Annotated in this window: 15 protein-coding genes; 6 read left to right on the forward strand and 9 right to left on the reverse strand. The window is 46.6% G+C overall.

Annotation, left to right across the window (positions count from 1 at the left end; genetic code table 11):
* Positions 1-11: 11 nt before the first annotated feature.
* The 8 genes from sdhA to rimM all read right to left on the reverse strand — a co-directional run bounded on the left by sdhA (position 12) and on the right by rimM (position 7,333).
* Positions 12-1,856 carry a succinate dehydrogenase flavoprotein subunit gene (sdhA, locus tag GQS64_RS00780; protein ID WP_077994142.1) on the reverse strand — a complete coding sequence of 615 codons (1,845 nt, stop codon included), beginning with the start codon at positions 1,854-1,856 and terminating at the stop codon, positions 12-14.
* A gap of 5 nt (positions 1,857-1,861) precedes the next feature.
* Positions 1,862-2,248, reverse strand: a complete 387-nt coding sequence (gene sdhD / locus GQS64_RS00785; RefSeq protein ID WP_077994144.1) for a succinate dehydrogenase, hydrophobic membrane anchor protein — start codon at positions 2,246-2,248, stop codon at positions 1,862-1,864.
* Between the two features lie 16 nt (positions 2,249-2,264).
* Positions 2,265-2,666 (reverse strand): succinate dehydrogenase, cytochrome b556 subunit, encoded by a 402-nt coding sequence (gene sdhC, locus GQS64_RS00790; RefSeq protein ID WP_077994145.1) that lies wholly within the window; start codon positions 2,664-2,666, stop codon positions 2,265-2,267.
* Between the two features lie 573 nt (positions 2,667-3,239).
* Positions 3,240-3,707 carry a GNAT family N-acetyltransferase gene (locus GQS64_RS00795; protein ID WP_077994147.1) on the reverse strand — a complete coding sequence of 156 codons (468 nt, stop codon included), beginning with the start codon at positions 3,705-3,707 and terminating at the stop codon, positions 3,240-3,242.
* Between the two features lie 105 nt (positions 3,708-3,812).
* Entirely contained in the window at positions 3,813-5,222 is a 1,410-nt protein-coding gene (gene leuC, locus GQS64_RS00800; RefSeq protein ID WP_077994148.1) for a 3-isopropylmalate dehydratase large subunit, read from the reverse strand.
* Between the two features lie 224 nt (positions 5,223-5,446).
* Positions 5,447-5,908 (reverse strand): 50S ribosomal protein L19, encoded by a 462-nt coding sequence (rplS, locus tag GQS64_RS00805; RefSeq protein ID WP_077994150.1) that lies wholly within the window; start codon positions 5,906-5,908, stop codon positions 5,447-5,449.
* Between the two features lie 178 nt (positions 5,909-6,086).
* Positions 6,087-6,785, reverse strand: coding sequence for a tRNA (guanosine(37)-N1)-methyltransferase TrmD (gene trmD, locus GQS64_RS00810; RefSeq protein ID WP_198230335.1), 699 nt, complete (start codon positions 6,783-6,785; stop codon positions 6,087-6,089).
* Complete coding sequence (gene rimM / locus GQS64_RS00815) at positions 6,785-7,333, reverse strand: ribosome maturation factor RimM (protein ID WP_198230336.1); 549 nt, start codon at positions 7,331-7,333, stop codon at positions 6,785-6,787. The genes trmD and rimM overlap by 1 nt, the downstream gene beginning before the upstream one ends.
* Positions 7,334-7,658: 325 nt before the next feature.
* On the opposite strand from rimM, the gene GQS64_RS00820 reads away from it, so the two are divergent.
* The 3 genes from GQS64_RS00820 (at position 7,659) to GQS64_RS00830 (ending at position 10,528) form a co-directional block, all read left to right on the forward strand.
* Complete coding sequence (locus GQS64_RS00820; protein WP_077994155.1) at positions 7,659-8,471, forward strand: SapC family protein; 813 nt, start codon at positions 7,659-7,661, stop codon at positions 8,469-8,471.
* A 56-nt stretch (positions 8,472-8,527) separates the two neighbouring features.
* Complete coding sequence (locus GQS64_RS00825) at positions 8,528-9,481, forward strand: tyrosine recombinase XerC (RefSeq protein WP_198230337.1); 954 nt, start codon at positions 8,528-8,530, stop codon at positions 9,479-9,481.
* A gap of 177 nt (positions 9,482-9,658) precedes the next feature.
* Entirely contained in the window at positions 9,659-10,528 is an 870-nt protein-coding gene (locus GQS64_RS00830) for an arginase family protein (RefSeq protein ID WP_198230338.1), read from the forward strand.
* A gap of 117 nt (positions 10,529-10,645) precedes the next feature.
* Here GQS64_RS00830 and GQS64_RS00835 read toward each other — a convergent pair whose 3' ends face one another.
* Positions 10,646-10,927: a BolA family protein gene (locus GQS64_RS00835; protein WP_077994714.1), complete on the reverse strand. Its 282-nt coding sequence runs from the start codon at positions 10,925-10,927 to the stop codon at positions 10,646-10,648.
* Between the two features lie 140 nt (positions 10,928-11,067).
* Here GQS64_RS00835 and GQS64_RS00840 point away from each other — a divergent pair, with 140 nt between their 5' ends.
* From GQS64_RS00840 to cobT, 3 genes are all read left to right on the forward strand, one after another.
* The gene (locus tag GQS64_RS00840; RefSeq protein WP_198230339.1) at positions 11,068-11,685 is read left to right on the forward strand and encodes a J domain-containing protein; all 618 of its coding nucleotides are present in this window, start codon (positions 11,068-11,070) and stop codon (positions 11,683-11,685) included.
* Between the two features lie 168 nt (positions 11,686-11,853).
* Complete coding sequence (gene cobS, locus GQS64_RS00845) at positions 11,854-12,840, forward strand: cobaltochelatase subunit CobS (protein WP_077994163.1); 987 nt, start codon at positions 11,854-11,856, stop codon at positions 12,838-12,840.
* Positions 12,841-12,853: 13 nt separating this feature from the next.
* Positions 12,854-14,722 (forward strand): cobaltochelatase subunit CobT, encoded by a 1,869-nt coding sequence (cobT, locus tag GQS64_RS00850; protein WP_198230340.1) that lies wholly within the window; start codon positions 12,854-12,856, stop codon positions 14,720-14,722.
* Positions 14,723-15,285 lie beyond the last annotated feature (563 nt).

The following is a 15,285-nucleotide window of genomic DNA, read 5'->3' on the forward strand; positions in this document are numbered from 1 at the left end:
AATATCTCCCCTTAGTAAACGCGCTTCTTGGGCGCAATTTTCTTGAGCGAAATGCCACCGTCTTCCTCTTTGGTTAACGGGTCGAGGTGGACACCACGATAGGAAAGCGTAACTTTCCCGTCTTGTGACAAGCGCGAAAGCGTGTGCTTGCGCCAGTTCTTGTCATCACGCTCCGGGTAGTCCTCACGTGCATGGGCACCACGGCTTTCATGGCGGGCTTCTGCCGAATAAACCGTCGATATTGCGTTGGCCATGAGGTTTTCCAGCTCCAATGTTTCCATCAGATCGGAATTCCAAATGAGCGAACGATCAGTTACCTTTACGTCCGGTAATTCATTCCAGATTTCCGAAATGCGTTTGCATCCCTGACGAAGCGATTCTTCGGTACGGAAAACCGCCGCATCTTCCTGCATGGCACGCTGCATCTTTTCACGCAGCTCGGCCGTCGGCTTGGCTCCATTGGCGTAACGGATACGGTCGAAACGATCCATAATCTTTTCGACAGCCTGTTCATTGATTGGCGGAATTTCCGACTTGCGGTCGATAACCTCGCTCGCGCGGATAGCTGCTGCACGACCGAATACCACAAGATCAATCAACGAGTTGGAACCGAGGCGGTTAGCACCGTGAACGGATGCACATCCCGCTTCACCAACAGCCATCAAGCCCGGCTGGACACGATCGGGTTCATCTTCCGTCGGGTTTAATACTTCACCGAAATAATTGGTTGGTATACCACCCATATTATAGTGAACCGTCGGAATAACCGGTATCGGGTCTTTGGTGACATCAACGCCGGCAAAAATACGGGCGGATTCGGAAATTCCCGGAAGCCGTTCGTGCAAGATTGCCGGATCAATATGGCTCAAAACCAGATAGATGTGATCCTTTTTCGGTCCGACGCCACGTCCTTCCCTGATTTCAATCGTCATACAACGCGAAACAACGTCACGCGAAGCAAGATCTTTGAACGAAGGAGCATAGCGTTCCATGAAACGCTCGCCTTCCGAGTTGATGAGGTAACCACCTTCACCACGCGCACCTTCAGTAATCAGACACCCCGAGCCATAGATACCGGTCGGGTGGAATTGGACAAATTCCATATCCTGTAACGGTAAACCGGCACGGGCAATCATGCCGCCGCCATCACCTGTACAAGTGTGGGCAGAGGTTGCCGAAAAATAAGCACGGCCATAGCCACCGGTTGCCAGAACAACCATTTTTGCCGAAAAACGGTGAATGGTTCCATCGTCAAGATTCCAGGCCACAACACCTGTGCAAACACCATCTGTCATGATGAGGTCGAGTGCATAATATTCAACAAAAAATTGCGCATTATGCTTCAGACTTTGACCATAAAGTGTATGCAGAATCGCGTGTCCTGTACGGTCGGCGGCTGCACATGTACGCTGAACGGGCGGACCGGCTCCGAAATCGGTGGTATGTCCACCAAACGGGCGCTGATAGATTTTACCATCTTCGGTACGCGAAAACGGCACGCCATAATGTTCAAGTTCGTAAACAGCAGCAGGCGCATTGCGTACCAGATATTCCATGGCATCCATATCACCGAGCCAATCAGACCCTTTGATTGTGTCATACATATGCCACTGCCAATTATCAGGCCCCATATTGGATAGGGATGCTGCAATACCGCCTTGCGCGGCAACAGTATGTGAACGGGTCGGGAAGACTTTGGTGATACAAGCTGTTTTCAAGCCATGTTCGGCCATTCCCAATGTTGCCCGCAATCCCGAACCACCTGCACCGACAATAACAACATCGAATTTGTGATCGACATAATGATAGGCTTTTCCACTTTGTGAAGTGGACTGAGTTGAAGAAGTGGTGACCATAGAGATCAACCTCCCAATGAAATTTTTAGAAGGGCGAGAAGCAGACCGGCACCAATAGCGTAACAAAAGAACGTATTGAGTGACAACATCAGGATGCGTGTTGCTTCATTCGGAAGATAATCTTCCAATATGACCTGCATACCCAGTTTCATATGATAGATGCCCGAGAGAATCATCAATGCCATCACGACGGCCACAACCGGATTTGCCAAAGTTGCATGAACCGTTGCATAATCCTTGCCGACAAGAGAGACAACAAGCACGATAAAAAAGATGAATAACGGGACATTGGCGAGCGCTGTCATACGCTGGGCCCAAAAATGGCTTGTTCCTGTATGCGCAGCTCCCCAGCCCCGAACTTTTCCAAGCTCTGTTCTGAAATCTTTTTTCATAAATATCTCCCTGCCATTAACGGACGCAATAACCGACGATCCAGATAAGAAGCGTCGCGATAATGGAAATAAAGACCGTGGCCCAAGCCGTTTTGGTCGCGCAATGTTTTTCAAGGAGATAGGTTCTTGTATCCCAGAAAAAGTGCCGCACACCGCCAACAAGGTGATGAACTAGAGCCAATGTATAAAGAAACAGAATGCAGCGGCCGATAAATGAATTAAACAAGCCGTTTACTGTCTCGAATGCTCCTTCACCGGAGGCAGCCGCCATCAGCCAAGCTGCAAGAAACAAGGTGCCAACATAAAGAGCACCTCCTGTGATACGGTGGGCAATAGACATTGCCATCGTAATGGGCCAGCGATAAATGCTGACATGAGGTGAAAGAGGACGTGTTTTTGTCGTTGTCGTATCTGTCATAGGCTTCCCTGACCTGGATTTGACTGCGGATATGGATAACCATTCCCGCCATTCCTCCCGTCTGTTCTGCATTTTTGCACTGCAAACAGGTTGGAAATAACTCTCAATGCATTGGAACGATAATTTTCCTCCAATACTACAGGCCGGCCATTTCAGTTGGCGGATTAAAGGTCACACCCAAAAACAACCGAATGTTCACTAGCTAAACTATAGAACGTATTCTGTTCTAATGCGGATTTTATTCCGCGTCAAAGCAGTAAAGCATATTCTTGTCATCAAATCATTGGGATTGAGTAAAGTTTTTATCTTAAAAACGGTTTTAATCGGTTAAAAAACATGATAAAAACAATCATGTTTCCGCTTTATGAGAGCTTTTATTCCGGCGTCACGGACACGGATTGATTCTCGGACTGATTCTTAACCGGTCGCTTTCCTGACCGGCTTTTGCAAAAATTTTCTATGCTTGACAATCTGCATTTGACAAAAGGTCGTTTTGCATTTTTTGCAAAACGGCCTTTATAAATCTGTTTTTTCAACAAACGCTTTTATCGCGTCCTGCTTGATTTTTGCATCTCAATCGAAGCGGATGATATAACCTGTCCAGTCGCCTTTGGCAGCAATCTGCTCATAAAGCTTGCGCCCGTCTTCCGGAATACGCGGTGCATTCAAAATCAATTTGGTCCAGCCACGCTCTTCGGCTTTATCACAAAGCAGATCAATCATAGCTTTGGCAATACCTTTACCCTGATAGGCATGGTGAACATGGATATGATCGACCTGTCCTGCCCGCAAACCGGAAACAGGTTCCGGATGGTCATAGAAGATAACAAAGCCGACAAGCTCGCCATCGACATGTGCGCCCAATACTTCTGCCGTACGATCCTGCAACAATTGTTCGGCATAATATTCATCGGGACGACGTGGCGCACCACGTTTCAACGCCTGGGTATAACTTGCAAGAAGAGGAGCAAGTAAACGTGCATCCTTCAAATGTAAGAGGCTGATTGCAACATCATGCCGGTCTTCTTTATTATCTGTCATAACACCCGAACTCCCTTTGTTGGGTTTTTAACTTGAACTATGTTTAAAGTGACCGGACCAAAACGTAAAGAGTTCTTGTTTAATGAACTCGATTTTGACGCAAGATTATTTCCAGTCCCTTATATCGACAAAGTGACCGGCAATTGCAGCCGCCGCAGCCATGGCCGGAGAAACCAGATGCGTGCGTCCTTTATAGCCTTGGCGACTTTCAAAATTGCGATTGGATGTCGAGGCACAGCGTTCGCCCGGCTCCAGCCTGTCATCATTCATGGCAAGACACATGGAGCATCCCGGCTCCCGCCAGTCAAAACCGGCTTCCTTGAAAATTTTATCAAGGCCTTCTTTTTCCGCCTGTTCTTTGACAAGCCCCGATCCCGGTACAACCATTGCCGAAACGGTGGGTGAAACCTTTTTCCCTTTAACCATTGCGGCCGCTGCTCTCATATCTTCAATGCGTCCATTGGTGCAAGAACCGATAAAGACCCGATCAATTTTAATATCGGTAATTCTGGTTCCGGCCTTCAGCCCCATATATTCGAGCGCCCGCATTTTCGATGCGCGTTTGGTTTCATCGTCAATTTCTTCCGGATCCGGTACAACACCGGTAACCGGCACGACATCTTCCGGCGATGACCCCCATGTAACCGACGGCACAAGCTCGTTTGCTTCAAGTGTGACGACAGTATCGTAATGGGCTCCTTCATCCGATTTCAACGTCTTCCAGTAAGCGATCGCCTTTTCCAGCATTTCACCTTTCGGCGCACGCGGGCGGCTTCTGATATAATCGAAAGTGGTCTCGTCCGGTGCAATCAAACCGGCACGTGCACCTGCTTCGATCGACATGTTACAGACAGTCATGCGACCTTCCATGGAAAGCCCGCGAATAGCCTCGCCGGCAAATTCGATCACATGACCGGTTCCACCGGCTGTGCCGATCTTTCCGATAATGGCCAGCACAAGATCTTTTGCCGTTACACCTTTTGGTAAACTGCCATTGACCTGAACCAGCATATTTTTCGATTTTTTCTGGATCAATGTCTGGGTGGCAAGAACATGCTCCACTTCAGACGTGCCGATGCCATGGGCAAGCGCACCGAAAGCACCATGTGTCGAGGTGTGGCTATCGCCGCAGACTATCGTCATTCCGGGCAGTGTAAAGCCCTGTTCCGGACCGATAATATGAACAATGCCCTGCCGTTTATCATTCTGGTCGAAATATTCTATGCCAAATTCGGAGGTATTTTTTGCCAGAGCCTCGACCTGTGTCCGGCTTTGTTCGTTCTTGATCCCTTTCGCCCGATCCGGTGAAGTCGGAATATTATGATCGACAACAGCCAATGTTTTTTCAGGGTGGCGCACAGGACGGTGCGCTATGCGCAAGCCTTCAAAAGCCTGGGGGCTCGTCACTTCATGAACAAGATGACGATCAATATAGAGTAGGCAGGTTCCGTCTTCCTGACGGTCTACAATATGATCTTCAAAAATCTTGTCATAAAGCGTACGCGGGGCACTCATTTTTTTGTCCTTGGATATTATGATTTAAGTGTTTTCAACTTTTAAACGGCTCATTATTCTACGATCATTCTAAAAGTCAATTCACTTGACAATAGATAAGAATAAACCGTGAAATTTACAAAGCCACAAAGCCGATAAATCGGATTTGATATAATAAATTTGAATCCGGAATAATAAAAAAGCGGCTTGAAAGCCGCTTTAATCTCGCATCAACCGAAACGGCTTTATTCGGACTTCTCTCCGGATTCCGGTAGCGGTGCAGCAACTGTTTCAACGGTAACAGTTTCGGCCACACCTGTGCTTGGAACATCAAGCGATTTCTTGCGGTAATCTCTTTTTTCAGAAATGCGGGCAGCTTTACCGGTAAGGCCACGCAAATAATAGAGCTTGGCACGACGAACATTACCGCGACGAACAACCTCGACACCCTCGACAAGCGGAGAATAAACCGGAAATACGCGCTCTACACCCTCGCCATAGGAAATCTTGCGAACAGTAAATGTCTCGTTAAGACCACCACCCGAACGGGCAATGCAAACACCTTCATAAGCTTGCACACGTGTACGTGTACCTTCAGTCACACGAACCAGAACACGTAATGTGTCACCGGCCTGAAAAGCCGGAAGTTTGCGCTTTTCTTCAATTTTTGCGCGCTGCTCGGCGTCGAGCTGTTGTATAATATTCATCTCATCAATCCTTCATGTTCTTCTCGAACAGTCAGAGCGCTCGACTCTTGCCCTAGAAACCTTGTTCCTCCGGCTATGCCTTGCGGCAGGAGCGGGTTCACCATCCATTAATTTCCGGATGCAGATGACGTACCATCTGAAAACGTGGTTTGCCCATTACACTATCATGAAAACTGAATCAAGCTTTCCTGTTATTTTTCTCGTAAATCGCGTAAAGATCAGGCCGTCTCGAGCGTGTTATTTCTTCCGACCGGTCTTTACGCCACTTTTCTATTGCCTGATGATTTCCCGATGTCAAAATGTCGGGAATTGCTCTTCCCTCGAATATTTGCGGCCTTGTATATTGCGGATATTCAAGAAGTCCGGCCTCGAAACTTTCCTGTTCGCCCGACTGGCTGTTTCCCATCACACCGGGTAAAAGCCGCACAATCGAATCAAGCACAACAAGTGCCGCTCCTTCACCACCGGAGAGTATATAATCCCCGATCGAAACCTCGATAAGATTTCTTGCTTCAATTACTCGTTCGTCGATACCTTCAAAACGTCCGCAGACAAGTGTGACCCCGCCACGATCTTTCAAGTCATGCGCCATTTTCTGGTTAAACGGGCGCCCGCGCGGGCTCATCAACAATCGCGGATATTGATTATCGACACTATCTATAGCTCTGGCGAGCACATCAGGTTTCATGACCATTCCTGCACCACCGCCTGCCGGTGTGTCGTCGACACTGTGGTGGCGATCATTGGCAAAATCCCTGATTTGAATGGCTTCAAGTGACCATATTCCATTTTCCAATGCCCGTCCGGCCATAGAATAGCCGAGGAAGCCCGGAAACATTTCCGGATAAAGAGTAAGGACAGAAGCCTTGAAGCCCATTAGCTTTCTCCACCTTCAACATCTTTTTCGTCTGCAACAAGTCCTGCTGCAACCCGATCAATGCCGATGAACCCCTTTTCGATATTGATTTCGGGGACTGCCGCTTTCGAGAACGGAATGAATTTCAGCCCCTCGCCCTCAACCTTCAATTCAAGAATATCACCACCGCCAAAATCGAAAAAAGCATTAACCTTGCCGATTATTCGGCCATTCCCGTCCCTGACATCCAATCCGATAAGATCGGTCTGATAAAACTCGTCTTCTTCCAGATTATCCGGTAATTGTTGCCGTTCGATATAAAGAGCTGCTCCATTGAGTGCTTCGGCACTATTGCGATCATCAACACCGGAAAAATGCACAATAATGGCGTGACCGGCTTTTCTTGAATTTTCAATTTTGAAGGCTCTGCCATTTTCGTCGAATAGCCTGTCATAAGACAAAATTCCCAAGGGGTCGGCGGTAAATGTGATAAGTTTCACGTCCCCCTTGATACCATGAGCGGCCGCAATGGTAGCAAGTTGAACCAAATTATTTCCATTTTTTTCCATATGTTCCGACTTTTCCAATATGTTCCGACTTTTCCCATATGTTCCGGTTTTGCCTATTTTACAGTTCTCCGGATACGCAATTTGTCAGGATGATTCAATGATCCCGTCCGGTTTATTTTTATCATGCTGATTTTTCAAAAATTGTTCGAAACTTTTAATTATACTTGCCCAAAATTCAAGATAATCACGCCAACGAGGTTCAATTGCCACATTCTATACGCTATTAGATGTAGCGTCGAATCAGACTGGAAAAGCAAAAATGGCGGCTTTGGGGTCAATATATTGCAAAACGTAGCCATTTAAAAAATCTTTTAGGAGGATACCTATGCCAACAGTTATGCTTTTTTATAAAAACATCGTCCCCATTTCACGCGAAATACACAAAAAGCTCAAATTCCATGCACCGAAGAACCTCGATTTCGCAGCCAATACCCACTGGGTTCCTCTGGCCGGCGAAGAATTCTATCAGGCCGCATTGAACTATCCGATATTGTTTATGGGCGCCGAAGATAAGGATAAAAAAATCACCTATACCGCGGTTGCCATGCTCGGTTTGGCAAACGAAGAAAATGATTATCTCGATCAGGAAAAAAAGTGGCGTGCGGATACCTACATTCCGGCATTCATCCGCCGTTATCCATTCGTATTGGCAGGAGCACCCGACCAGAAAGAATTGACAGTCTGTTTTGACTCCGAATCGGGCATGTTCAACGAAATAGAGGGGATTGATCTCTTTAACAGTGACGGCAGTGTTTCGCCTTTTATGGAAGACCGGATCAATTTCCTGAACGCTTTCAAAAACAGCATGGAACGGACAAGCAAATTTTTGGAAACCGTAGCCAAAATGGGTCTGTTTAAAAAACAGTCTATCGACATACGTGCGCAAACCGGACAAACCGCGAGACTGGAAAATTTCTGGATCATCGACACTGAAAAATTCAACAAGTTAACCGGCGATCAGCTTGCCAAACTTCATAAACAAGGTTTTCTCGGCTGGATTTTTGCGCAATTGATGTCGATGAACAATCTGCCCAGTCTTATGGGGCTACATCTTGCCCATATGAAAAATGCATTGAATGCACCGAAAGCTGACGAGTCGGATAAAAAAGACAATTCCACCTCGAAAAAAGCCGATTAAGGCCAAGCGATTATCAGGAAACTCTATGTTAAACTCTGTCATGGTAAATATTTGTCATGACAGAGATAACCGCCCGCAATATTCCTTTATTGGAAGCTTCACCTGCACTTCTCGATGCACGCAAAGATTGGCTTGCACAGTTGGAAAAAACTCGCAGGGTCGCCAAACTCACCGTCGAAGCCTATGAAAGAGACAGTCGTCAATTTCTAAGCTTTCTTTGTCAGCATCTGGGACATATTCCCGACATTTCCGATCTTTCGGACTTGCGTGTTGCAGATATAAGGTCATTTCTCGCCTATCGGCGTAATGAGGGGGTCAGTTCCCGTTCACTCGGTCGCGGACTGGCAGGAATCCGTTCATTTTTCCGATATTTGACGCGCGCGGGGCTTGCCAACATTCCCGCGGCACGTGTTGTGCGCACTCCCAAACAACCGAAATCATTGCCAAAACCTCTCAATATTGCCGACGCGCTTCATATTGTCGATAAAAACACCCAGCTTGACGAAGAACCCTGGGTTGCATCCAGAAACGCCGCCATTCTCACTCTGCTTTACGGATGCGGCCTGAGAATATCGGAAGCTTTGGCATTGACACCGGCAGATTTTGCCGACAAAGCCACAACCAGCATTTATGTGACAGGAAAAGGCGGAAAAACCCGCCTTGTTCCGGTTATTCCCGCAGTTCATGATGCGGTCAATGATTATCTTTCCTGCTGCCCCTTCATTCTACCACCCGAACAACCTTTATTTCGTGGTGTGCGTGGTGGAAAATTACACAGGGCAATTGTCGAACAGGCTGTGCAACAATTGCGCTCAAGTCTCGGCCTTCCCGATAGTGTCACACCACATGCGCTCAGGCATTCTTTTGCCACGCATCTTTTATCACGTGGTGGAGATCTTCGTACCATTCAGGAACTGCTTGGTCATGCCAGCCTGTCAACAACGCAAATCTACACCGGTGTCGATACTGACCGCTTGATGGAAGTTTATAAAAAAGCACACCCAAGATAAAGTAAATATCAAGTTATAAAATACCGGCTACGTCAAATAATATGGAATTATGCTTTTTATTGACATCAAGCATTGTCTTCCAAAATTCTGTGTAATTAAAAAAGACAATTCGCCCGTGATTTATATTACAAAATAAGAACTATATTAACATCTGTTACGACAAAATGGGAGACCGATATGACAAAACCGAAAACAATCCGGCTTGTTATGCCGCAATGGCAAGGCGGCAATAATCCGCTTTATCACCTTGGTGCGGAATTATTGGAATTTCTGGCTCCCCATACAAATGTTCCGTCCTTTACCGTTCCCGTTACAAAACCGGACATGCCCCTCAAAAATGAAAACGGCATCATGGGAAGAAAAGAAGTCGTCAAACAGCTTCAAAGCGCCTATGCGATTATCAACAGTGAAAAACCGGATAAAATTGTCATGTTCGGTGGTGATTGTCTGGTTGATCTGGCGCCTTTTTCCTATCTCGGCACAGTTTACGGAAAATCTTTCGGCATATTGTGGATAGATGCCCACCCCGACGTTATGACACCGGAACAATTTGCCAATTCTCATGCGCATGTGCTCGGAGCACTTATGGGAAATGGCGACCCCGACCTCGTCAAAGATGTCAAAACACCGGTGCCAGCAGAAAGGGTGATGATTGCCGGCATCCACCACCCGACAGACTATGAAAAACAGTTTTTACAAAATCACCAGATTTCCACCGTTTCGCCGGAACAGTTAAAAACGTCCGATCAACCTGTTTTGGATTGGATAAAAAAACAGAATATCGACTATCTCGCTATTCATCTCGACCTTGATGTCCTCGATTTTCATCTTTTCCATGCATTATTGATGGCCGAACCGGGGGTAAGTGCCGATAAATATGCCGGCATTGCCGAAGGTCGTCTGACAATGGATGACGTTATCAAGCTTGTAAATGATGTTAATGAAGCGACCACAATTGTCGGTATCGGAATTGCCGAACACCTGCCGTGGGATGCACTTCATCTTAAAAATATGCTCGCCGGATTACCGCTTGTAAACGGAAACTGATTTTGTCTTAGGGGCGGAATATTGTTCAGAGACCTGAAAACCCGCCCTGTCCTTTTGAACCGGACGGTTTTCGGGTTTTATAATTTTTGCAATAAAAACGAATGTTCATTTTTTCTTTTATTCGGCCTTGGCCTCGATTGCCAAAGCATGAATGCCACTTTCGAGTTCATGCTTGAGAACGTGGTTTATTGCACGGTGGATGTCGACACGTTTCATGCCTTTGAAAGCTTTAGCGGTAATTTTGACACGAAAATGCGTTTCACCAGTGCCATCAAAGCTGCGGCCATCATCATGCTGATGACCGGCGTGAAGGTGACTTTCATTAATAATTTCAATAGCGGACGGAGAAAACGCAGCTTGTAGCTTTTTCTCGATTGTTTCCGCGACTGTGCTGGACATTTTCTTTTTTTAATCCCATATGTGAGCAGTAAGTTTGAGCCGATTCTGCAATTTTGCGAAACCGGTTATAAACATGTGGGAACAAAAATCCCGAAAGTCAATTCTTGTCAAACATGTATGTTTTACATTAAGTCGGAAACATGACGACCACATCGAAATTATTTGACTCTATCCGCATCAGTTCCAACAAAAAAAAGAAAGTGGAACCTGAGGTTCCACAATGTCAGTGGGAAGGATGCACCAAACCCGGCACACATCGCGCACCGGCAGGGCGCGATCACGAGGGACAATATCTTCATTTCTGTCTTGAACATGTGCGCGAATATAACAAGAATTTCAATTACTTCACCGGTTTGAAGGACGATGAGATTGCGAAATTCCAGAAAGATGCCCTGACCGGCCACCGCCCGACATGGAAATCCGGTGTGAATGCTGCGGCCGCCAAGCCTGCGGCCGATTTTTCCCGCATCCGTTCGGGGTCTGCTGCCTATCAGAACCGGGTCAATGACCCGCTCCATATGTTTAGCCAGCAGAGTCGGGCAGCTTCTGCACCTCGAAAACTGAAAACTCTTGAAGCACGCGCTTTCATGACATTGGGGCTTGAAGCCAATGCGACGAGCCGTGACATCAAGGCCAAGTATAAAGCGCTCGTAAAACTTCATCATCCTGATGCAAATGGAGGTGACAGATCTTCGGAAGATCGTTTGCGTGAAGTATTGCAGGCATACAATCTTTTAAAAAATGCGGGTTTTTGCTGACGCTAATTTGAAGACGAAAAGACAATTCTTTTCGATAGATCATTGAAATTCTTGTCCATTAGTCTGATAAGAGAGGGAAGCTTATAGCTCTTCAAAAGAAAACAGATTATAGACGTAGAGTGCGTTAATATTTAATTCGGACAGCGGTTTATCCCGTATGGAGGCATGATGACAAAGGATGATCTGGGTATTGATAATGTGCCGGATATAACGGTTTCGGCACGTGAACTTTTCGGTATTGATACCGATATGCAAGTTCCTGCATTCAGCGAGACAGATCCCAATGTACCTGAACTTGATCCGGATTATCTATTTGATCGGGAAACCACTTTAGCGATTCTCGCCGGTTTTGCCTTCAATCGTCGTGTTATGGTTTCCGGTTATCACGGTACCGGAAAATCCACCCATATCGAGCAAATTGCTGCGCGGTTGAACTGGCCTTGTATCCGTGTCAATCTTGACAGTCATGTCAGTCGTATCGACCTTGTCGGTAAAGATGCAATTGTGATTAAAGACGGAATGCAGGTAACCGAATTTCAGGACGGGATCCTGCCATGGGCCTATCAGCGGAATGTTGCACTGGTTTTTGACGAATATGATGCCGGTCGTCCTGACGTGATGTTCGTTATCCAGCGCGTGCTTGAATCATCGGGTCGTCTGACATTGCTTGACCAAAGCCGCGTTATTTCGCCACATCCGGCTTTCCGCCTGTTTGCCACCGCGAACACGATCGGTCTGGGCGATACAACCGGCCTTTACCATGGAACCCAGCAAATCAATCAGGCGCAAATGGACCGCTGGTCGATTGTAACAACTTTGAACTATTTGCCGCATGACAATGAAGTCAACATTGTTCTGGCAAAGGCTAAAAGCTTCCGCACCGAAGAAGGCCGCGAAACCGTTTCCCAAATGGTGCATGTCGCGGATATGACGAGACAGGCTTTTATCAATGGCGATCTTTCGACAGTCATGAGCCCGCGTACCGTTATTACATGGGCTGAAAACACCGAAATTTTCAAAGATCTGGGATTTGCATTCCGCCTTACATTTTTAAACAAGTGCGACGAGTTGGAACGCCCGATTGTTGCCGAATTCTATCAACGGGCTTTTGGCAAGGAATTGCCGGAATCACTCGCAAATTCGGTTCTGTCATAAGGAAAACAGCTTTATGACCGCAAAATCAGGAGACAATATACGCGAACGGCCTTCCGGACTGATTGACAGTGAACCCTTCAAACGGGCAACCACTGTTTGTATGCGTGCTGTCTCCGGCGATCATGAGCTTGAAGTCGTATTTGGCGATGATCGCCCGTCAATCGTGGGCGGTCATGCCAGACTTCCCGACATACCGCGCCATCCGACTTTCAACGATTTTGCTGTTACCCGTGGTCTGGCTGATTCCATGGCGCTGCGTCAGGCCTGGCATGATAGCGAAATCCATTCCAATCTCGCGCCGCAAGTTCCTGAAGCGCGTGCAATCTATGATGCTGTCGAGCAAGCCCGTGTTGAAGCAATCGGCACATTGGCTATGGAAGGCATGGCGGAAAATCTTGGTGCCATGCTTGCCGACAAATATAAAAGAGCAAATTATCAGGCAATCACCACAAAGGAAGAAGCACCGCTTGAAGAAGCGCTTGCACTTGTTGTTCGTGAAAAAATTACCGGCCGCAAACCACCTGAAGAAGCCGGTCCTGTTGTTGATTTATGGCGCGACTGGATTGAGGAAAAAGCCGGAAAAGATCTCGATGATTTGGCAAAAAATGTCAATGACCAAGACAAGTTCGCTCGCATTGTCAGAAGCATGTTGGCCTCTATGCAGCTTGCCGACAACCTCGAAGATAACGAAACGGATAGCGAGGGTGAGAGCGAAGACGAAAATAACGAACCTCAGGAAAACGAGGACGGTGAGTCAAAAGAACAGGAAGGTTCCGACAAGACAGAAAGCGAACCTTCTGATGACGTTGACGAAAATGCCGAAGACGGAGACATGGAAGCTTCTGATTCGGCCGATGATGATGGCAGCGATTCCGAAGAAATAGATACCGAACAAACACCCGGCCAGACGAAACGCCCGCAGCCGCCATTTTCCGATATGGATCAGCTCGGAGATTACAAAGTCTATACGCGAGAATTTGACGAGGAAGTTGAAGCTTCAGAACTCTGCGATATGGACGAGCTTACAAAATTACGTGCATTTCTTGATAAACAGCTCACCAATTTGCAAGGCGCTGTTGGCAAACTGGCCAACCGTTTGCAACGGCGTTTAATGGCACAACAGAACAGATCATGGAATTTCGATCTTGAAGAAGGCTATCTTGATTCGGCAAGGTTGCCACGCGTTGTTATTGATCCGACACAGCCACTTTCTTTCAAGCAGGAACGTGATACCGATTTTCGCGATACGGTTGTTTCGCTGGTCATTGATAATTCCGGTTCGATGAGAGGCCGTCCGATCACGGTTGCGGCAACCTGTGTCGATATTCTGGCAAGAACATTGGAACGTTGCGGTGTCAAAGTCGAAATTCTGGGCTTTACGACAAAAGCCTGGAAAGGTGGCCAATCACGCGAAAAGTGGCTTGCCAACGGAAAACCCGCCAATCCGGGTCGGCTTAACGATCTCCGCCATATTATTTACAAAAGTGCCGATACGCCTTGGCGGCGCGCCAAACGCAATCTCGGTTTGATGATGCGCGAGGGACTGCTTAAAGAAAATATTGATGGCGAAGCCTTGATATGGGCTCACCAACGGTTACTTGGCCGGCGTGAATATCGGCGCATTCTGATGATGATTTCCGACGGTGCGCCCGTTGACGATTCTACGCTTTCCGTCAATCCCGGTAATTATCTGGAAAAACACCTTCGCGCCGTTATTGACGAAATCGAAACACACTCTCCGGTCGAACTCATTGCGATCGGCATTGGCCATGATGTCACACGCTATTACCAGCGCGCCGTTACAATTGTCGATGCAGAAGAACTTGCCGGTGCCATGACCGAACAATTGGCAAGCCTGTTTGATGATAAAAAAACCGCCTGACCGGATAATAAACCGTTATTTATGAAAATGCCGGTTATAAGAAAATTGATCTTTGAAAGACAGTCCGGAACTGTTCTATCAATTCGTTTAAAATATAATGACTTTTTTGCTTGAACTTGATTAGGTTTGATTCATTTTTTAGTTTATTTATTTAGTCTATTAAACGCTTTATCCGATTTTAAAATTATATTTCAATCGTATTATACATGTCTATATTATCATAACTGATAATTCTATATTCAATATTGTTGAAATCTATTTGTATTTTTTATTCTAATAATACGGTTTTTATCTGGATAATATGAGCGCTTATGAGTGAAGCTTGAATATAGTCCCATCTTGGTCATTTGCGCCCGTAATGTTTTGCGAACATGAAAAAATTTCCTTCTGACAATCACGGCAATGTATTGCTTAAATGCGGCAATGTATTGCTTAAATGTAGCGATTGTCAGAAAGAGCAAATAAACACCCCAACGCCTGCCCGACATGATTGCAGGCATAATCGTTGTTAAAGAAGCCGGCTTTGAAAAACAAAACCGGCTTTGTTGAATGCAGCGGGGTAA

The sequence above is a fragment of the Bartonella sp. P0282 genome (assembly GCF_048452985.1).
GTDB lineage: Bacteria > Pseudomonadota > Alphaproteobacteria > Rhizobiales > Rhizobiaceae > Bartonella > Bartonella choladocola.

Excerpts from the sequence above, each read along its gene's own strand:
- cobT (WP_198230340.1), top strand. The coding sequence starts at position 12,854 with ATGACCGCAAAATCAGGAGACAATATACGCGAACGGCCTTCCGGACTG.
- cobS (WP_077994163.1), top strand. The coding sequence starts at position 11,854 with ATGACAAAGGATGATCTGGGTATTGATAATGTGCCGGATATAACGGTT.
- GQS64_RS00840 (WP_198230339.1), top strand. The coding sequence starts at position 11,068 with ATGACGACCACATCGAAATTATTTGACTCTATCCGCATCAGTTCCAAC.
- GQS64_RS00830 (WP_198230338.1), top strand. The coding sequence starts at position 9,659 with ATGACAAAACCGAAAACAATCCGGCTTGTTATGCCGCAATGGCAAGGC.
- GQS64_RS00835 (WP_077994714.1), bottom strand. The coding sequence starts at position 10,927 with ATGTCCAGCACAGTCGCGGAAACAATCGAGAAAAAGCTACAAGCTGCG.
- sdhD (WP_077994144.1), bottom strand. The coding sequence starts at position 2,248 with ATGAAAAAAGATTTCAGAACAGAGCTTGGAAAAGTTCGGGGCTGGGGA.
- trmD (WP_198230335.1), bottom strand. The coding sequence starts at position 6,785 with ATGGGCTTCAAGGCTTCTGTCCTTACTCTTTATCCGGAAATGTTTCCG.
- GQS64_RS00820 (WP_077994155.1), top strand. The coding sequence starts at position 7,659 with ATGCCAACAGTTATGCTTTTTTATAAAAACATCGTCCCCATTTCACGC.
- leuC (WP_077994148.1), bottom strand. The coding sequence starts at position 5,222 with ATGAGTGCCCCGCGTACGCTTTATGACAAGATTTTTGAAGATCATATT.
- GQS64_RS00825 (WP_198230337.1), top strand. The coding sequence starts at position 8,528 with ATGACAGAGATAACCGCCCGCAATATTCCTTTATTGGAAGCTTCACCT.
- sdhA (WP_077994142.1), bottom strand. The coding sequence starts at position 1,856 with ATGGTCACCACTTCTTCAACTCAGTCCACTTCACAAAGTGGAAAAGCC.
- rimM (WP_198230336.1), bottom strand. The coding sequence starts at position 7,333 with ATGGAAAAAAATGGAAATAATTTGGTTCAACTTGCTACCATTGCGGCC.
- rplS (WP_077994150.1), bottom strand. The coding sequence starts at position 5,908 with ATGAATATTATACAACAGCTCGACGCCGAGCAGCGCGCAAAAATTGAA.
- GQS64_RS00795 (WP_077994147.1), bottom strand. The coding sequence starts at position 3,707 with ATGACAGATAATAAAGAAGACCGGCATGATGTTGCAATCAGCCTCTTA.
- sdhC (WP_077994145.1), bottom strand. The coding sequence starts at position 2,666 with ATGACAGATACGACAACGACAAAAACACGTCCTCTTTCACCTCATGTC.